This window comes from Methylocaldum marinum, assembly GCF_003584645.1.
Lineage (GTDB): Bacteria > Pseudomonadota > Gammaproteobacteria > Methylococcales > Methylococcaceae > Methylocaldum > Methylocaldum marinum.
On record NZ_AP017928.1, the window covers coordinates 415,031 to 433,833 of the forward strand.

Consider the following 18,803-nt stretch of genomic DNA (forward strand, 5'->3'; position numbering starts at 1 on the left):
TCTTTCTGTGAAAACGTCCATAGAGACGAGCGATGTTAAAGGCATCAAGGTATCGGGTGGTTTCGCTAGGCCAATATCACTGAAACATGTTTTTGTAATCGCGGGCATTCTAGCTGCCTTGAAGCTCGGGGCGGGAGCGGTAACGGCGTTTTATGGCGCGCTAGGTTTGTGGCTGCTATTGGGGGTCCCGCAAGCGATACAGGCTTTATCTCTCGCGGTTGTCGTCAAATATCTAAATCCGGTTTTATATTCATACCCTGCCGGCGTGGGGGTGATGGGATGGGTTATAATTCTGCTATGCGGCTTCCGTATGCTGATCGGATCGAAAAGTCGCAATGTGAAACTAATTTTACCCATACTGGGATTCTCGCTCGTCGTTGCTTCGTTATTCCTGGTTCAGGACAACAAAGCACCTGCTGTGTCTGTTATGAAGTTGGTGCTGTTTACCTATGTGTCCTGTTCCGTGGTTTTGGGCAGCGCATCACTCAGCGAACGGCAAGCGCTGGAATTGGGGACGTGGTTTCATTCACTCATTGCGACGGTGGTTTTGTTATCGTTGCCTCTGTTTGCATTTTCTGATGTTGCATATGCGAAAAACGGCGAGGGTTTTCAGGGTATATTGAACCATCCTCAATCTTTCGGCCCAGTCTTAGCACCCTCGAGCAGTGCGTTACTAGCCTGCATATTTTTTGGCAAACCCAAGAAACCGCTAATTCTTTTTGCTGTTATCTTGCTTTTGATCTCTTTGATGATTGCATCACAGGCAAGAACAGCACTGGCAACTGTGATGCTGAGTATTGTTGCTACCGCATTAGTAATCCTTTTCAAGAAGAAGAGATTTGCACAGTTTCGGATCGGGCGTTTCGTCATTATTTCTTCTCTGGCATTCATTGTGTTGTCGGTGTCTGTCGTCTCGTCATCTGTTTTGCAGGAAAAACTGGAGGCTTATGTCTATAAGCGGGGTTCTACAGATGTCGAATCAGCGTTAGCGTCTCGTAGCGGCGGAATTGCAGCCCAATGGAATTATTTTCTTGACCACCCGCTTACCGGATGCGGCTTCGGAGTCTATCCGTGGGGATTGGGACGTCCAGACGGTAAAGCCCCGGCCGTGGTCGAGTTCATGGGACTGCCAATATCGGCGCCTGTGGAAAAGGGTTTCTTGCCGACAGCGATTTTGGAGGAAACTGGGGTCCTTGGCGGCCTTAGCTTTGCCGCTGCGCTAATTTATATGACCAGAAGGGTCATTACACGGCAAAATACCCAATGGCTGGCAATATTTTTCTCATGCATTTTCGTGAATATTGGAGAAATGGGTATTTTTTCTGTAGGGGGAATCGGCCTGTTTTATTGGTTGTTGATGGGAATTGCCTGGCGTGTTCCAGCGGACCAGGGGACAGGACATATTGAATTTGTGAAAGGTCGGATAACCGCTGCAAACTTAAGCCAACAACTGACGTGGCGGTAGATAAGGCTCGCTCTGCTTTCTTTCGTCCGCATGGACAATGAGGCCTCCAACGGTTCGGGTGTTTCGCTGTTATGAAAGTTATTCAGGTTGTTTCAGGTATCCATAATCAGGCCGCTGGTCCTTCATACACAGTTCCTCAGTTATGCAAGACCTTGAGGCAGAGAAATTGTCAAGTAGAACTGCATACACTTGAGCCGTTAGCGGTGCCAGATGGAAGAAATGATTACAACATTCAGGCGTATCGAAGAGTCGAGGTTCCGTTATTGAATCGTTTCGGAATATCTCCGGAAATGATGTCAGGGTTGGATCGTGCGGCTGGTTCGGCAGATATCATTCACAATCATGGATTATGGCTCATGCCGAATATGTATGCTTACAGGATTGCGTATAAACGTAGAGTCCATTTTGTTGTTTCGCCCCGCGGGATGCTATCGGCATGGGCGTTGAACCATTCAAAATGGCAAAAGCGCCTGGTTTGGTTTTGGAAGCAGAAGCAGGCACTCGAGCGGGCCGCATGTTTCCATGCTACAGCGGAATGCGAATTGGAGGAGATCCGCGACCTGGGTTTTTCTGCACCGGTTGCTGTGATACCGAACGGTATTGATCTATCTTCCGAAATGCGACGTCCTCCTTCTGGCAAACGAAGGCTATTGTTTCTTGCCCGAATCCATAAAAAGAAAGGTGTGGATATTCTGCTGAATGCATGGCGGTATCTGGAAAACCGCTATCCAAATTGGGAACTGACTATAGCAGGACCCGACGATGGAGGCTATCTGAGTGATATGAAACAACTTGCGTCTGCACTCCAACTTGGGAAAGTTGAATTCGTTGGTCCGATATATGGTAAACAAAAAGAGAACTTGCTGCTTTCTTCAGATTTGTATGTATTGCCGACTCATTCCGAGAATTTCGGGATGACCGTTGCAGAAGCATTGGCTCACGGTGTTCCGGTAATCGTTACCAAAGGTGCTCCGTGGCAAAGGGTGGAAGACTACCGTTGCGGTTGGTGGATTGACTTAAGCGAGGAAACGCTCATCACTTGCCTTGATAATGCGTTAGCGATGGAGGATCAGGAGTTACGCTCGATGGGGGATAGAGGTAAGACTTGGATGTTGCAACAATTTTCCTGGTCGTCTGTGGCAGAGAAAATGGAGAGAACCTATTCTTGGTTGCTCGAAGGTGGGGAGCTACCTGCTTGGATAGATCTTTGAAGCATTGCAAAATGCACAAGATTCGTTTGATTTTACTGATGGTGGTTGTACTTGTTGCGTCCGTTGAAGCGGGCCTTCGCTTGTTTGTAGGACTTGGAAATCCTCCGTTGTTGCAGACAGATGAGACGATCGAATATATGTTCAAACCGAACCAAGATTTACGTCGGTTTGGCAACAGGATCAAAATCAATGAATATGGAATGCGGAGCGAGAATTTCTCGGATGGGAAGTCAGATGTCTCTGAGTTTAGGGTAATGGTTTATGGCGATAGCGTAATAAACGGAGGAAATCAGACTGACCATACTCAACTAGCCACGGAATTGGTGAAGGCCAACCTCGCTCTCGTCATGACTGATCGAAAGATCGTTGTCGGAAATGTATCTGCGGGATCTTGGGGACCACCTACAGCGTTTTCAACTTCAAAAAAATACACTAAAAACAAATTTATTATTAAAAATCAATAACTTATAGATTTTTACCTGTATTTTCATGGCCATAAAAACGCTGTAACGCTATTGGGCAAAGAATTATAGGTAAAATCTTTGAGAAAATTATCCGTAGCTTCATTGCAAGCTAAAAGTCAAAATAGCTTTGTTTTAGCGTGAAGATGATATTTTGATGGCACTATATCGTATTTTTTATAACAGAAATTGGCTTGACTACTTTAAGCAACGGACCCCGTTTGAGAGCAGATACTTGGAGCCTAACAGAATAATGCATGCCGATTGTTGTGGTAGGTGTTTTGATTATATCGGAAAAATAATCGACGAGAATGAGACTGTTCCTATATTTACACCAGAAAACGAATTTATTAGCCAGGACTGTAGGCATGTTACATCGATGATTGCCTTTAAAAGGAACGGTGTCTCGTGAGCGTTTCGATTCTCATCCTAACCTTTAACGAAGAGGTAAACCTGCCTGCCTGCCTGGAATCCGTGGCATGGAGTGACGACATAGTCGTATTCGATTCCTTCAGCACCGATGCTACTGTGGGAGTTGCCAGGGCGGCAGGCGCACGTGTTTTTCAGCGCGCGTTCGACGATTACGGTTCACAGCGGGAGGCAGCCAGAGTCGGGGTGGAATACAAATATCCATGGGTTTTAGCTCTCGACGCCGATGAACGGGTCGATGACGAGCTACGTGAGGAAATCTTGCGGCTGGTGTCTTCGCCGTCGTCCGGAGACCACGCGGCTTATCGGATTCGGCGGAAAGATCATTTCATGGGCCAATGGATCAAGCATTCCACTCTGTATCCGTCCTGGTTTATCCGCTTTTATCGGCCGGAAACCATTCGTTACGAGGCCCGTGCTGTTCATGAATATCCTCAGATCAACGGTACAGTCGGCGAATTGAGCGGCCACCTCGTTCACCATAGCTTCAACAAGGGATTGGGGGAATGGTTCACCAAACACGTGCGCTATGCGCAATTGGAGGCGACTGAAAATCTGCGCCATATGGATGACAGCTCAGTCGATTGGCGCGGCTTGGTGTCGGTCGACCCGGTTCGGCGCAGGCGGGCGTTGAAAAGTTTGTCGTTCAGATTGCCCTGCCGTCCACTATTCCGCTTTGTGTACATGTATCTCCTGCGGCGCGGCATTCTCGACGGTTATCCGGGTTTCACTTATTGCTGCCTGATATCGGTGTACGAATATCTGATTGTGCTCAATATCAAAGAGCAGCGTCGCCGGACTCAAGGTGTTCCCTTCTGACGGACGAATCAAGACATCTGGAATGCGGAATGGCTAACCCAAAGATTATTTTCGTCAACCGGTACTTTTACCCCGACCACTCCGCGACCAGTCAAATGCTGAGTGATCTTTCATTCGATCTTGCGCGAGACGGCTATTCGGTCAGCATCGTTACCAGTCGTCAGCTTTACGACCGGGCTAACGCAGCCTTGGCCAGTGACGAGCGTGTAGGCAATGTTCAGATCTCACGAATCTGGACTACGCGGTTCGGCCGGGGCGGGTTGCTGGGCCGGGCCGTGGATTATGCAAGTTTTTATGTCTCCGCCTTTTGGATGTTGTGGCGAGCGAGCACGAGGGGCGATGTCATTGTCGCGAAGACGGACCCGCCGCTGATCTCGGTCGTTTGCGCGCTGGCCGCGGCTCTTCGCGGCGGCGTTTTGGTTAACTGGATTCAGGATTTATTTCCCGAGGTGGCGACGGAACTCGACGTGAAAGCAGTCGGTCCCGCCACGCCTCTGGCCCGTCGACTGCGGAACTGGTCTCTGCGCAGAGCGGCGTGCAACGTGGTGTTGGGCGAACTGATGGCGCAAAAGCTCGGGGAGCAGAAGATCGGCGCGGAGAGTGTCCGGATTATCCCCAACTGGGCGGACGGCGACCACATTAATCCCTTGGCGCGTGAAGACAATGGATTGCGTCGCGAATGGGCGCTCGAAAACAAGTTCGTCGTCGGTTATTCCGGAAACCTTGGAAGGGCGCACGAGTTTTACACCATTCTACGAGCTGCCGAGATCCTTCGGGACCGGGATGATGGCGTGGTGCTCCTGTTTATAGGCGGCGGCGCGCAGCAAACCGCATTGGAGCAATGGATCGATGCGCACAATCTGACGAACGTGTTGTTCAGGCCGTACCAGCCTAAAGAGAAACTCGCACTCAGCCTCTCGGTCCCGGACGTTCATCTCGTTTGTCTCAAACCCGGTCTGGAAGGTTTGATCGTCCCGAGCAAATTCTACGGAATCGCGGCCGCGGGCAGGCCGACCCTATTCGTGGGCGACCCCGACGGCGAAATACCTAGAGTGCTGAACGCGGTGAATTGCGGCTATGCCGTCCGCCCCGGAGATCCGGAAGGGCTTGTTAAGCTGATTTTGGCGCTGAAATCCGATTCCGAAGCGTGTCGAGAAATGGGGCTCAGAGCCAGGGCCGAGTTCGAGAGGCGGTTCAATCGCCCGAGGGCGGTGGCGGCATGGAAGAACCTATTGGATTCTTTCGGACTCGAAAAGGGTGTCGAGAATCCGAGCTCAGACTATTCGAGGACGGTTTGAAGCATGAAGACCGTGAATCGCAGAGTTATTCGATGGGGGTTGTAAGTCGCAGCCGCGAGGTTGTCGGTTTTAAGTGTATCGGATGGTTAGGCCTGTTGCTCCTGTTGACCCTAGGCTTGGCGCTCGGCTCGAAAGCGGGAGATTTTCTGGCGCTCGAACCAAACGCTCCTCGACACGGCGCCGATTTGCTCGTTGTCCTGGGCGGCGGCTGGAATGCCCGTACGGCGGCCGGCGGAGCCTTGATGCTGGACGGGTGGGCTCCGCGCGTCCTACTGACAGGAATACCGAAAACGCGCAACAACAACGGTGAGCCCCTGGATCACCCGAGATATAGCGATCTTCTCGCGCTGGGAGTTTCAAAAGAGCTGATCCTCTTGGATGGTTCCGCACGAAACACCTGGGCAGAGGCGCACCTAATTCGGGATGTACTTGATGAAAACGGTTGGCGCAGCGTGCTTATCGTTTCGGACCCGCCTCATTTCCGCCGGCTCCAATGGGTTTGCCGGCGGGTGTTCGGTGGTTCTAACATCGATTATCAGCTGATTGCTAGCCGGCCGAATTGGTGGAACCCAGATCTATGGTGGAAAAACAAAACTTCGGCTTCGTTCGTATTTAAAGAGTTCGTAAAACTTTTATATTACTACGTTAAATATGCTTGAGTTTGCCTATATTGGGTCATTGTGAGTTTGTCGAGATGGTCAGCGAAACGGTTCGAAAGATTCGAAGCGAACGGAATACTGGAATTGCCTATTAGCACGTTAACACGGATATATTAAGACAGGCCTCATATCATGGTTGCAACAGATTCGAAGATTGAATTGTGGGATATCGGGCCTAGGTTTTGGCTGTGGTCCGGCGTTTTGTTCGGGATATCGGTATATATATTTTTCGATGGACTTAAGATCCTGGTTGGGAACTGGACGAGCAGCGAAGAATACAGCCACGGTCTTTTGATTCCGTTCATTACCGCTTTCCTGATTTGGCAGAAGAAAAACGAGTTGGCCAGACTGCCGTTTGAAGGGTCGTGGATCGGCTTCGGTATTGTCGCCCTGGGGTTGGGGCTTTATTTCCTGGGTGAACTGGCGACGCTCTATATCATCGTCCAGTATGCCTTCCTCGTGGTTTTGTTAGGCCTTGTTCTGGCGGTAACGGGGACGAAGATATTCAAGCAAGTCTGGATACCGTTGTTGTTCCTGTTTTTCGCGATTCCGCTGCCCAATTTTCTCTATCAAGGCCTGTCGAGCAAGCTGCAGCTGTTGTCCTCGGCGCTTGGCGTCTCTTTCATTCGGGCCTGTGACATCAGCGTATACCTCGAGGGGAACGTCATCGATCTGGGCTCGTACAAACTTCAAGTGGTTGAAGCCTGCAACGGATTGCGGTATCTCTTTCCCCTGATGAGCCTGGCGTTCATGTGCGCCTATTTCTTCAAGGGGGCATTGTGGAAACGAGGCGTGATTTTTCTTTCCAGCATTCCAATCACGATACTGATGAACAGTTTCCGCATTGGCATCATCGGAGTCATGGTCGAATACTGGGGGCAATCGATGGCGGAGGGCTTCCTGCACGATTTTGAAGGCTGGGCCATCTTCATGGCCTGCACCGGGCTGCTCGTCGGAGAAATGTGGCTACTCGCGAGGATAGGAAAGGAGCCGCGGCCGCTGCTCGAGGTTTTCGGCCTGACCTTCCCGGAACCGCTGCCCAAGAGCACGAAATTCCGGTCGCAGGCACTTCCTCGCCAATTCTGGTCGGTGTTCGGGTTATCCGTTGCAGCATTGGTGGGAGCTCAATTCTTACAGCACAGGAGTGAGCTTGTTCCCTCCCGTGCCGAGTTCATCGACTTTCCGATGCAGTTGGCCGATTGGACCGCCCGGCGCGAGACGATGGAGCAGCAATACGTCGACGCACTCAAATTCGACGATTATATTCTCGCCAACTATACCCGCGAGGGATCGATACCGGTCAACTTCTACTCAGCCTATTATGCAAATCAGCGCAAGGGGGAGTCCATCCATTCGCCCCGCTCGTGCATTCCGGGTGGCGGCTGGCAGATCAAATCGCTAGAGACCGTCAACGCGGATGTTTCCGGCGTGGGGGGCAATCCACTTCGAATAAACCGTCTAGTCATTCAGAAAGGCGACGACCGCCAGCTCGTTTATTACTGGTTCCAGCAAAGGGGGCGCAATCTGACCAATGAATATAGTGTGAAGTGGTACCTGTTCTGGGACGCTCTCACGCTCAATCGTACCGACGGTGCTCTGGTTCGACTCACAACCTATCTTCCGAGGGGAGAGGATCTCGCAAAGGGCGAGGCGCGCCTTGACGCGTTCCTGAGTGTCCTTCAGCCGCAATTGAGTCGCTATATCCCGGATTAGACACATGCTCTTGTTTTCCGAGAAAAGGCGCGGATAAGGATCTTATGCAACTTTTTGTGCTGTTTTTGACCACCTTGTTTCTGGCCATGGTTTTGGTGGCGGCATTGATCAAGCTGTCCGCGCCGCTCGGTTTGGTGGATATTCCGGATGCCCGGAAAGTCCACGCTTCGGCGATTCCACGGGTGGGCGGGATCGGTATGGTTATCGCAACGATTGTTGCGCTGCTCTTGGAATTCGAGCTCGATGAGAGATTTCGGGTCTGTCTTCTTGGCGCGGTAATCCTAAGTGTGTTCGGCTTGTTGGACGATCGGTACGATCTCAATTACAAGACGAAGTTTCTGGGGCAATTTGTGGCCGTTTTGGTGGTGGTCGTTTTCGGCGATGTCGTGATCCGCCGCCTGTGTTTTTTCGATTCCGGGCCATTACCCGATGTCGTGGCCTATCCGCTGACGGTATTGTTTCTGCTCGGCACGACGAATGCCATGAATCTGGCCGACGGTTTGGATGGGCTCGCCGCCGGACTCAGTATTCTCAGTTTGGCTTGTATCGCTTTTCTCGCTGATCTGGCCGACGGTCAGCAAACGATCGCGACAGCTGTTGCCATATTAGGCGCAATTTTGGGGTTTCTGCGCTATAACACCCATCCTGCCATTGTGTTCATGGGGGATACGGGTAGCCAGTTTTTGGGTTTTTCTGCCGGCGTTCTCGCCGTGTTGCTCACGCAGAAGGTGAATACGGCACTTAGCGGCTCGTTGCCGTTGCTGATCGTGGGATTGCCGATCATCGACACCTTGCAGGTCATGTCGCAGCGCATATTTAAAGGGGTGTCGCCGTTCAAGCCGGATCGCAATCATTTTCACCACAAACTTCTGGCCTTGGGTTTCGATCATTACGAAGCGGTGTTGGCAACCTATGCGGTCCAGGCGACGTGCATTCTGCTCGCCTATTTTTTGCGTTATGAGTCCGACTTGCTGGTTTTGGTGGTCTATTTGACCCTGTTTGGCGCTGTTGCAGCATTTGTTCCACTGGCACGGGCGTTCCACTGGCGTTTGCGCCGTGCCCACCAAGGCGAGGCGTCATTTCTGACCCAAAAATTGAATTTGATCTTAGAGAAAGCCTGGCTCGACAAAACGGCGTATCAGACGACCCGTCTCACCGTACCCATGTTCCTGGTGGGAACCGCCGCTTCGATGGATGAGGAAAATCTGGACCAGATTGCGGTGTTTGCCGCCGGAATTCTGCTGGCGTGGCTGGTTTGGCTAGCGGCGCGTCTTCCAGGCGCAGGTTTCATCGAGCGCATGGCCGTTTATTCAAGTGTAATACTGGTGGTGTATCTCGCCCAAACGGTCGGATTCGAGTACTCGGAGGCAGACCGCTGGTTCAATTATGTCATCGTCTTTCTGGCCGTCATCGTGGCGGTGGGCGTACGCTTTTCGGGCCGCTATTTCTCGCTGACACCTTCGGATTTCCTGGTCATGTTCGTGCTTCTGGCTGCTGCGAATCTACCCGTTTTCAACCAGGTTAATTACGCCAAGATCGCTGTTCAGTCGGCAATCCTGCTATATGGTGTCGAATATGTTCTGCGCCGCGGCGGGGGAACTGTTTGGGCCGTACGGTGCGGCGGCATTCTGGCGCTACTTTCCTTAGCTTGCCGAGTAGTCATTTGATGAGCAGTAAGTTCGGCACGGGAAAGGCAGATGGTTGTTCCAATATCGGCTGCGCGAAAACTTATTAAGGCAGAATAGTGAGAGTAAAACTACTTACGTATCATTTTAGCGATAACTATGGGGCGCTTTTTCAGGCCTATGCCCTAAGGGAATGGTTTCGAAGAAGAAATATCTCAGCTGAATTTATTAATTATCACCCTAGATACGTCGAGGAAGGCGGCAGTTTTGATCAACCACTTAATCCGCGAAAATGGAAGAAGAATTTAACAATTGCGTATCTTAAGGTGTCCAATTTTATCTGGTCGCTTTTTGGAAGCAGGCAGCAAAAAATCGCATTTGACGAATTCCGTCGTGACTATCTTGGTATAGATGGGCAGCGATTGTTCGATGCCACCGAGTTACAGAGCATAGCTGCAGCTGATCTCCTGGTTTGCGGCAGCGATCAGATTTGGAACCCTTCCGTTCAGAAGGGACTCGATCCGGTTTATTTTCTGGATTTTGATGGGGCAGGTCAGGCACGACGGGTTTCCTATGCGGCAAGTTTCGGCAAGTCGTCCTTGCCCACTCAATATCACGCTACAGCGCGGAAATTCGTTTCAGCGTTAGATGCCATTTCGGTACGTGAGCAAAGCGGCGTCGACATTGTACGAGCTGTATCGGGGCGCGAGGCGATATGTGTGCCAGACCCTACGATCTTGCTCCGTGATTTTCGAGATCTTCTTGATGAGGATCACCCATCGGGCGATGTATTCATATTTTGTTATGCGCTAAGAACAGCCAAAATTATTCGCGATGTTGCCGAATATCTTGCGAAGATAAAAGGCATCAAACTGATTAGTCCACGATCGGCTCGGCAAAGATGGCGAGATATCGGGAGTGGCGTTCAGCCCGGGCCGGTGGAATGGCTGCGCCTGCTCAATTCGTCAGCCATCGTGGTCACAAATTCATTTCACGGTATCGCGCTGAGTTTGGTTCTTAACCGCCCGTTTCTGGCGGTGGCGTTGCCCGGTCGTAAGAGTGCTCTGAACGAGCGCGCATCCAATCTCCTATCTCTTGTGGGTTTATCAACTCGGGTGGTTACCAGTACCGCGCCAGAGGCGATTGACGCCGCTTTAAATGCTGAAATCGATTGGCTCGATGTGAATAAGAGACTGACTGATCTTAGCGAGATAGGGGCGCGTTTTCTGGAGACACAGTTGGCTGCATTGGCTAAACAGGAAGGTCAAATACAATCTTATGGCGAATCTATTGCAAGACGTGTTTGAGCACGCAGGATCCAGGCGGTCGGAACCAGGTATTTCGGATGTGCTGGATGGCGGATATTGTGCCGGTTGTGGCGCTTGTGCGGCAGTCTCCGGTAAGTCAATGCAGCTAAATGAATTTGGCGAATATCTGCCCGATACCGTTCCCGATGGGGACCAGACACGTGCTGTCTGTCCCTTTCTGCGGCCTGATTTGAATGAGGATGCGCTGGCGGAACGACTCCTGCCCGAATGCGCAAATTATTCTCGAGAGTTGGGGCGTTTCGACCGGATTTTTGCTGCCCATGTCCTCGAAGGGACTTTTCGTTCAGAAGGTAGCTCGGGAGGAGTAGGCAGCTGGATTGGAGTCGAATTGCTGCGACGAGGCGAAATTGATGGAGTCATCCATGTATTGCCCGTCTCTCGAAAAAATGCGGAAGATCCGTTTTTCCGTTACGGAATCAGCGTGACCGAGGACGAACTGCGTAGAGGTGCACATTCGCATTATCACGTTGTCGAGATTTCCGAGGTAATGCAACAGGCGCGAACAGCCGGAAAGCGGTTTCTCTTTATCGGCGTGCCCTGCATGGTAAAAGCCGTTCGCCGGTTACAACTGGCTGACGAAGTGTTGCGCGCCAATATCCCTTATGTCGTTTCGTTGATTTGCGGGCACTTGAAGAGCGTCAACTGGTCGTTGTCCTTGGGTTGGGCAGCCGGCCTGACGCCCGAAGAAATGGCCGAAATCAGCTTTCGCGTAAAGAGCGAGAAGATACCCGCCAAGGCATATTATTACCGCGTGCGCGCCCATGGCGAACGGGAAGGGCGGGTACTCAATTCAGCTGAGGTCACGGGGGGCAAGTTCAATATGGGCGCGATGATGTTGAATGCTTGCGATTACTGTGACGACGTCGTCGGTGAAACCGCCGATTTATCAATCGGGGACGCTTGGCTTCCGCGTTATGCATTCGACTGGCGGGGCAAAAACATGCTGATCGTTCGAAATCCGCATTTGTCGTCGCTTCTAGTTAAAGCTGCCGATGAGAGCCGTTTGCACCTTGAACTGATGACACCATCCGAAGCGGCTAAAGCACAATCGGGCGGATTTCGGCATCGCCGGGAGGGATTACGCTATCGTTTGGCACTTGCTGACTCTAAAGGGAAATGGGTGCCGGTAAAAAGAATATTCTCGGACCGGAAACCGTTACCGCATCGGCGCCTGATTTACGGGTTAAGGCAGCACTGTGCTGCGGAGTCGCGTCGTGCCTTTCGGAAAGCTCTCACCCATCGAGACTTCAGTTTGTATACACGGCACATGGAGTGGCGTTTTAAACTTTTAAGGCTGCTCGAAATCATGATCGCAACGCCTCGGATATTGTCCGTTCGTCTCCAACGAGTAAAGTTGCGGCTCCAAAAATGAACACCAAGGCTCAGCGGCTGTATGTAGATGACTTAGGACTTAGAGATAAATTTCGCCGCCTGGTTTGGCACTTCGCTTATGTGCTGTTTGTTCGCCCAACGCCGAAATTCGGTTTTAATCGCTGGAGATTGTTCATCTACCGTCTGTTCGGTGCAAGTATCGGTACTGGCTGCAAAATCGCGCCTGACTGCATGGTATGGGCGCCATGGAACCTCGAAATGGCCGACTATGTCGCGTTGGCGGCCGGAGTTGATTGCTACAACGTTGCACCGATTCGACTGGGCTCCTATTCAACGGTCAGTCAACGTGCGTTTCTTTGCACGGCATCTCACGATATCGGCACGCTGGCGCGGCCATTAATTTACAAACCCATCGGTATTGAGGAACATGCTTGGATTTGCGCAGAAGCCTTCATAGGGCCGGGCGTAACCGTCGGACCCGGTGCAGTGGTGGGAGCAAGGGCTGTGGTAATGCGAGATGTTGCCGGTTGGTCGGTGATGGCCGGAAATCCCGCGCGATTGATTAGTACGCGCGAACTGAAGGGTGGGCATGAGCAGGCTCGGTGATTTTTTCTGGTATACGTAGGAAATCGTGTCTTCTCGGAGCAGAACAGATTTTTCTGGTCCCAGTGCGTGAAGTTTTCAACGGTGACTTTGAAAAAATGCACCGTGTCCATGTAGTTTGCTAACGCTCTTGACGCTGGAAAGGGATTGCCAGTCTACCGGGCAAACTCTGTTCGTTAGTGGGAAATCCCGTTTCAGCTTCAATCGTATAGTGCCCAAAACATACTTGTACTTGTTCGTCAAGATATGTGGTGCACTCGGCTTCTCACCCCTGTATCCCTCCCTCCGTCAGCTTCGCCGGATCAAGAAGTACGGCCAGTTCCGTGCGTGGAATCCCGGTCATTTCGGCAGCCACATCGATGATCGGCCGTTGCTGTTTGTAGGCTGCCTTGGCGATCTCCGCCGCTTTCAGATAACCGATCACGGGATTCAATGCGGTAACCAGGATGGGATTGAAGGCTAGAGCTTTCTGCATGTTGTCCGTGCGCACGGTGAAATCGGCGATCGCCTTGTCCGCCAACTGACGCGAGACGTTTGCCAGGATATCGATGCTCTGAAGCAGGTTGTAGGCGATGACCGGCAGCATGACATTGAGCTGGAACGAACCGGATTGGCCGGCGATGGTAATGGTGGCATCGTTGCCGATGGTTTGTGCCGCGACCATACACACCGCTTCCGGGATCACCGGATTGACCTTGCCCGGCATGATGGAACTCCCGGGCTGCAGGGCAGGGAGTTCGATTTCGCCGAGGCCGGCGAGGGGGCCTGAGTTCATCCAGCGAAGGTCATTGGCGATTTTCATCAGGCTGACCGCCACGGTTTTCATCTGGCCGGACAATTCCACCGCAGCGTCCTGACAACTCAGACTTTCAAAAAACGAGACATTGGGAGCGAACGGCAAGCCCGTTGCGTCGGCCAGTGCCTCCGCGATTTTTATCGCGAATTCGGGATGGGCGTTGATGCCCGTACCAACCGCGGTGCCGCCTTGCGCGAGTTTGTAAATGCGTGGTAAAGCGGCGCGCAGGCGCTCGACGCCGTTTTGAATTTGCAGCGCCCAGGCGGACAACTCCTGGCCGAGGGTCAGGGGCATGGCATCCATGAGATGGGTGCGCCCGGTCTTGACGATCTGCTCGAGCGATTGTGCTTTGTAGGCTATCGTGGCCTGCAAGTGCTCCAGCGCGGGGATGAGCTGTGTATTGACGGCAAGAGCGGCGCTGACGTGGATTGCAGTGGGAATGACGTCGTTGCTGCTTTGACTCATGTTGACATGGTCGTTTGCGCCAACGCTCTGTCCGCTGCTTCGTGAGGCAAGGGTGGCGATCACTTCGTTGACGTTCATGTTGGTGCTGGTGCCGGAACCGGTCTGGAATACATCAACCGGGAACTGGTCGGCGTAGCGACCGTCGATGACGTCCTGAGTCGCTTGCTCGATAGCCTCGGCAATACCGCGCTCCAACAGGCCCAAGTCTTTATTGACCCGGGCAGCGCATTGTTTCACCAGGGCTACGGCCGCGATGAAGGCCGGCGGCATTTTGAGCCCGCTGATCGGAAAATTTTCGACCGCGCGTTGAGTTTGGGCGGCATAAAGAGCGTCGGCCGGCACCTGCAGTTCGCCCATGCTGTCTTTTTCGATGCGGAAAGCGTTTTGGTTCATGACTCTGAAGATCGGTTGGGAATGTAATCGGGTCTGATAGCCCGCCGGGAGTTCGGTCGATCGGAGTTACGCCAGGCTTCGTAGAAAAACCGAGACCCGTTCTTCGTCGAACGGCCAGCCGAGTTCGGCGCCGGAATGGAATTCCTGCAGTACCGGAATTCTCAGGCCATAGCGGTATTCCAACCCGGGTATCTCGGCAATGTCTATCGTTTCGATCCGAATCTCTGCGCCATGCGCCTGAATCACGTTAGACAGCATGGTTTCTGCGTCTTCGCACAAGTGGCAGCCATGTGTTCCGTAAAGTATCAGTCGGATCAAGTTGCTCGTTCTCCTGGATTACAGCCTTAAGTTCGCGTTTTGCCATTCGAGTCGATGGCGCGCTGCCCCGGCCTCGGTGATTGAGGCAATGAGCGATGCCCGAGCGACACTTTTCGATGAATACGGCAGCTTAATCATTCCATTTTACGGCGTTGAAACCTCCCCCAACAGCAGAAATTTGGAGTTCGATCGGCATGTCCCCGGCAAGGAAAGGTTATTACGGCGGCTATATTTATGCCAGCTTACTCGACTTTAGGTGATTTGCCCGGTTAATCTTTCCGGTGATTTTCATACCAAGAAGGTAAAACGGATAAGACAATTTGGCACTGCGGGCGAGGAGGATTTACGGCCGCTCCGGTGTATTGCGGTTCGGTTTATTGACGATATGAGCCTTGCCTCAGCCCTTGCCGATTTCCAGAAGGGGGAATGTTTCTTTAATGATGTATTGGAGCTGCATGTTTATTGCTTGTATTTGTTTCGTACTTGACATGCGGAGGCTTGACAATCGTCAAAAAGCGGCGAAGTTTCGGCCTATCGCGAATGTCGGAGTCGATAGGCATGGAAATCGGTAAGCAGCTGGTGTTCGGCCCATTTCGGCTGGACGCCGACAATGCGGTCTTGTGGCGAGACACGGAAACCGTGAACTTGCCGCCGAAAGCTTTCGAACTATTGCACTATTTGCTTTTGAACCCAGGTCGGCTGTTGACCAAGGATGCCTTGCTCGATGCGGTTTGGCATCATCGTCACGTGAGCGAATCGGTGCTGAAAGGAAGCATCAACGAATTGCGTAAAATTCTGGCGGATGATCCGAAGTCACCGACTTATATCGAGACGATAGCAAAGCGCGGATATCGTTTCATCGCCGAGGTGTGGCAGCTGGACGGCCAGGAAATTCGCGTGCCGGCGATGTTGCCGTTGGCGGTCCATCGCTTCGGTAGTGGTGCTATTTCGACGCACTGGGTAGGAAGGCGCAGGGAGTTGGCGTGGCTGAAGACCCGATTCGAGCGGGTTAAGCGCGGCGAGCGCCAAATCGTTTTCTTCACCGGTGAAGCCGGAATAGGGAAGACCACGCTAATCGATATGTTTCTGGCCGGGGTCGATTGTCCGAACCTAGGCTTATTGCGCGCCCGGTGCGTTGAAACCTGTGGCGCGGGAGAGGCGTTCATGGCATTGCTCGAAGCTTTGGAAGCCAAATGCCGAGATCCCGGCGGACCGCAGTTGATCGACCGCTTACACCGTCATGCGCCGACCTGGCTGATGCAAATGACGTCACTTTTGACGCCTGATGATAAGGAAAAGCTCAGTCAGGCCGTGCTCGGTGCAACCGGTGCCCGAATGCTGCGGGAAGCGGCCGAATTGTTCGAAACCATCAGTACCGAATTCCCCCTGGTTTTGATTATCGACGACCTGCATTGGGGCGATTTCGCCACGGTCGATCTGATTTCCCTACTGGGGCGCCGGAGTACGCCGGCTCAATTGCTCGTAATCGCGACCTATCGGCCGGTCGACGTGACATTGAACCAACACCCGATCCGGCGGATCAGGCAGGAATTACAGGCGCGCGGCTTATGCGCGGAGCTGGCCTTGAGCGGCTTGGGCGAGGACGAAATCAAGGAATATCTGGCCTTGCGATACCCCGAAGATCGTGCGCATGAGGCCTTGTCGTCGTCCCTTTACCGGTGGACCGAAGGGCATCCCTTTTTCATGGTCAATCTGGTGGATCATTTGGTCGGCTTGGGGCGATTGTCGTCCGGCGTCTACGATCAGAGCGCCAATCTGGTGATACCCGACAGTCTTCTCGAAATGATAGACGCACAGATCGACCGATTGAGCAGCTCCGAACGGCGCTTGCTCGAAATTGCGAGCGTGTTCGGCACCGAATGGTCTGCGGCACTGCTGGCCGCCGTGTCGGGCGAAGACTTGGCGACGGTCGAACTGTGTTGCGACGAACTCAGCCGGCGCGGACAGATGCTGGATTCATGCGGTGCCGACGAGTGGCCGGATGGGGTTGTCGCGGGACGTTACTGTTTTCGCCATTCTCTTTACAGTGAAATCCTTTATCGTCGCCTCGCGCCCGGGCGCCGCATGCAATTGCACCGGTCAACGGGGGAATGGCTGGAAAACAGCTACGGCGGGAAGGCGCAAAAGATCGCGGCGGAATTGGCCAATCATTTCGAGCTGGGCAGGCAATCGTCCAAGGCCATCTCATATCTGTCTCTGGCGGCGGAGAATGCTCTACACCGATACGCCAATCGGGAAGCCATACACTATTTCAGTCATGCGCTGAGCCTGGCCGAGTCTCTTCCGAAGGAGGAACGCGATGTACTCGCCATGAAATTGATGCTCAAACGGGGCGTGGTGAAGCGTTCCATGGACGATGCCGATGGCGCGGTGCAGGACTTCGTGTCCGTACGCGAGATCGCCGCCGCGGCGGGACTCCCGCTCTGGGAGCTCAATGCCTTGATGGAACAGTGCCGGGTCTATTATTGGGTCGATCGGCCCCGTTGCCTGGCTTTGGTAACTCAGGCGGTCGAGCGTGCCCGAACCTTGAACGACGAGATGATCGAAATCTACATCGTCGGTTCCTATGCCGGATGGCATAACACCTTGAAAGGGTGGAGCGACGACTACATTCAGGATAGCCGACGGGCTCTGGATTTGGCGCGTGCCACGCAGAATCGCGAAATGCTCAATTCTGAACTCGCCTTGCATTCCAATTTTAATTACGCACGGGGCGATTATCGCTCGGCGATCGCTGTGGCTCACGAGGCGAGAGAGATTGCGCAGCATCGGGGCGACGCGTTGAAATACCTGATTTGCGAGGCCTTGCGCATAAGGTCGCTGATCCATCTCGGAGAGCTCGGCGAGGCCCGGCGCCATGCCGCCAATGCCTTACAAATGGCTGATCGCAACGGAAATGTTTTTGCGATCAATCATTTCACTCTGCTGATGAGCTGGATACATGAACTGGCGTTCGACTACCAAGGCGCGCTGCACCTGTGTCAATCCGCCAAAAAAAAAGTGCAGGACCAGCGGATTTCGTCGAGCGAATTCTTCGGATTAATCCGGCTGGCTTCGGCTCATTTGGGTTTGAGGCAATACGCCAAAGCCTTCGAAAATCTGTTCAAAGCCGATCAATTGCTGGAGGCCTGTCAGGGATTGATGGATTGGTATCTCCGTCCGCTCTTTTACCTGGGCAGCGGCGAGTACTGGCTCACGCAAGATCAATGGGAAAATGTGGAAGAACAGGCTGGGAAGCTTTGCGAGCTCGCCGCCTTGCCTCCTGATCCGGCTTACCTCGCCCTCGGACATCGGTTGTTGGCGGAAGTAGCCATAGGACGAAACGCGCTCGATACGGCAAGTGCCGAAGTCGAGCAAGCGCTGTCCTTTCTCGGGAAGGTCGAGGCTCCCATTGCGGAATGGCAGGTATATGCCACTGCGGCGAAACTCGATAGTCGAAAGGGACACCTTCAGGAAGCCGAAACCTACCGCTGCCGCAGCGCCGAGGTGCTCAGGCGTTTGGCCGACTCCATGGATCAGGCCGATGCCTTACGCCAGTCGCTGTTGCAGCATCCGCTATTGAACGGTGCTTGCGAATGATCCTGAACATGGCAGCCCGCTGTGTGCTTATCCAGGCTCACTGTCGTGCAGAGAGTTCAAGAGCTAGCGATTCCGCGTTAACCAAACCAAAATTTTGGCGGCTCTCTTGGAATTCCCGAATAGGTCGGGAATCCTTTCCCGACGTCACGGCCCGGCCCAGCGTCTTCGTCGGCAAGGGATTGCCGACCTACGACCGGGCCACCCTGTAGGTCGGGAATCCTTTCCCGACGTCAGGGCCCGACCAAGCGCTTTCGTCGGCAAGGGATTGCCGACCTACGACCGGACCAC

At 53.0% G+C, this 18,803-nt stretch carries 14 protein-coding genes; 12 read left to right on the forward strand and 2 right to left on the reverse strand.

All coding sequences use genetic code 11. The features are described 5' to 3' along the window. Window positions 1-7 precede the first annotated feature (7 nt). From sS8_RS01830 to sS8_RS29445, 11 genes are all read left to right on the forward strand, one after another. Window positions 8-1,465 (forward strand): O-antigen ligase family protein, encoded by a 1,458-nt coding sequence (locus sS8_RS01830; protein WP_170160908.1) that lies wholly within the window; start codon window positions 8-10, stop codon window positions 1,463-1,465. A gap of 71 nt (window positions 1,466-1,536) precedes the next feature. Next, window positions 1,537-2,676: a glycosyltransferase gene (locus tag sS8_RS01835; protein WP_119628167.1), complete on the forward strand. Its 1,140-nt coding sequence runs from the start codon at window positions 1,537-1,539 to the stop codon at window positions 2,674-2,676. Further along, window positions 2,673-3,140, forward strand: coding sequence for a hypothetical protein (locus tag sS8_RS01840; protein WP_145986380.1), 468 nt, complete (start codon window positions 2,673-2,675; stop codon window positions 3,138-3,140). Before sS8_RS01835 ends, sS8_RS01840 begins: the two co-directional genes overlap by 4 nt. Window positions 3,141-3,545: 405 nt before the next feature. Further along, window positions 3,546-4,385, forward strand: coding sequence for a glycosyltransferase family 2 protein (locus sS8_RS01845; RefSeq protein ID WP_197716657.1), 840 nt, complete (start codon window positions 3,546-3,548; stop codon window positions 4,383-4,385). 29 nt (window positions 4,386-4,414) lie between these two features. Continuing rightward, on the forward strand, window positions 4,415-5,683 hold the full coding sequence (locus sS8_RS01850; RefSeq protein ID WP_119632567.1) for a glycosyltransferase family 4 protein: 1,269 nt from the start codon (window positions 4,415-4,417) through the stop codon (window positions 5,681-5,683). Further along, window positions 5,680-6,342, forward strand: a complete 663-nt coding sequence (locus sS8_RS01855; RefSeq protein ID WP_170160909.1) for a YdcF family protein — start codon at window positions 5,680-5,682, stop codon at window positions 6,340-6,342. Before sS8_RS01850 ends, sS8_RS01855 begins: the two co-directional genes overlap by 4 nt. Window positions 6,343-6,474: 132 nt before the next feature. After that, window positions 6,475-8,055: a VPLPA-CTERM-specific exosortase XrtD gene (gene xrtD / locus sS8_RS01860; protein WP_119628170.1), complete on the forward strand. Its 1,581-nt coding sequence runs from the start codon at window positions 6,475-6,477 to the stop codon at window positions 8,053-8,055. Window positions 8,056-8,099: 44 nt separating this feature from the next. Continuing rightward, window positions 8,100-9,722, forward strand: a complete 1,623-nt coding sequence (locus sS8_RS01865; RefSeq protein WP_119628171.1) for a glycosyltransferase family 4 protein — start codon at window positions 8,100-8,102, stop codon at window positions 9,720-9,722. A gap of 77 nt (window positions 9,723-9,799) precedes the next feature. Continuing rightward, a complete protein-coding gene (locus sS8_RS01870; RefSeq protein ID WP_170160910.1) occupies window positions 9,800-10,987 on the forward strand; it encodes a polysaccharide pyruvyl transferase family protein in 1,188 nt (395 codons plus the stop codon). Further along, entirely contained in the window at window positions 10,959-12,380 is a 1,422-nt protein-coding gene (locus sS8_RS01875; RefSeq protein WP_119628173.1) for a Coenzyme F420 hydrogenase/dehydrogenase, beta subunit C-terminal domain, read from the forward strand. The genes sS8_RS01870 and sS8_RS01875 overlap by 29 nt, the downstream gene beginning before the upstream one ends. Further along, complete coding sequence (locus sS8_RS29445) at window positions 12,377-12,946, forward strand: putative colanic acid biosynthesis acetyltransferase (protein WP_119628174.1); 570 nt, start codon at window positions 12,377-12,379, stop codon at window positions 12,944-12,946. Before sS8_RS01875 ends, sS8_RS29445 begins: the two co-directional genes overlap by 4 nt. Window positions 12,947-13,208: 262 nt before the next feature. On the opposite strand, the gene sS8_RS01885 is transcribed toward sS8_RS29445, so the two are convergent. Continuing rightward, window positions 13,209-14,597 carry a class II fumarate hydratase gene (locus tag sS8_RS01885; protein ID WP_119628175.1) on the reverse strand — a complete coding sequence of 463 codons (1,389 nt, stop codon included), beginning with the start codon at window positions 14,595-14,597 and terminating at the stop codon, window positions 13,209-13,211. Between the two features lie 66 nt (window positions 14,598-14,663). Further along, window positions 14,664-14,915 (reverse strand): glutaredoxin family protein, encoded by a 252-nt coding sequence (locus tag sS8_RS01890; RefSeq protein WP_119628176.1) that lies wholly within the window; start codon window positions 14,913-14,915, stop codon window positions 14,664-14,666. Between the two features lie 558 nt (window positions 14,916-15,473). On the opposite strand from sS8_RS01890, the gene sS8_RS01895 reads away from it, so the two are divergent. Continuing rightward, window positions 15,474-18,515 carry an AAA family ATPase gene (locus sS8_RS01895; protein WP_170160911.1) on the forward strand — a complete coding sequence of 1,014 codons (3,042 nt, stop codon included), beginning with the start codon at window positions 15,474-15,476 and terminating at the stop codon, window positions 18,513-18,515. Window positions 18,516-18,803: the final 288 nt, after the last annotated feature.

Excerpts from the sequence above, each read along its gene's own strand:
- sS8_RS01835 (WP_119628167.1), top strand. The coding sequence starts at position 1,537 with ATGAAAGTTATTCAGGTTGTTTCAGGTATCCATAATCAGGCCGCTGGT.
- sS8_RS01850 (WP_119632567.1), top strand. The coding sequence starts at position 4,415 with ATGGCTAACCCAAAGATTATTTTCGTCAACCGGTACTTTTACCCCGAC.
- xrtD (WP_119628170.1), top strand. The coding sequence starts at position 6,475 with ATGGTTGCAACAGATTCGAAGATTGAATTGTGGGATATCGGGCCTAGG.
- sS8_RS01865 (WP_119628171.1), top strand. The coding sequence starts at position 8,100 with ATGCAACTTTTTGTGCTGTTTTTGACCACCTTGTTTCTGGCCATGGTT.
- sS8_RS01875 (WP_119628173.1), top strand. The coding sequence starts at position 10,959 with ATGGCGAATCTATTGCAAGACGTGTTTGAGCACGCAGGATCCAGGCGG.
- sS8_RS29445 (WP_119628174.1), top strand. The coding sequence starts at position 12,377 with ATGAACACCAAGGCTCAGCGGCTGTATGTAGATGACTTAGGACTTAGA.
- sS8_RS01885 (WP_119628175.1), bottom strand. The coding sequence starts at position 14,597 with ATGAACCAAAACGCTTTCCGCATCGAAAAAGACAGCATGGGCGAACTG.
- sS8_RS01895 (WP_170160911.1), top strand. The coding sequence starts at position 15,474 with ATGGAAATCGGTAAGCAGCTGGTGTTCGGCCCATTTCGGCTGGACGCC.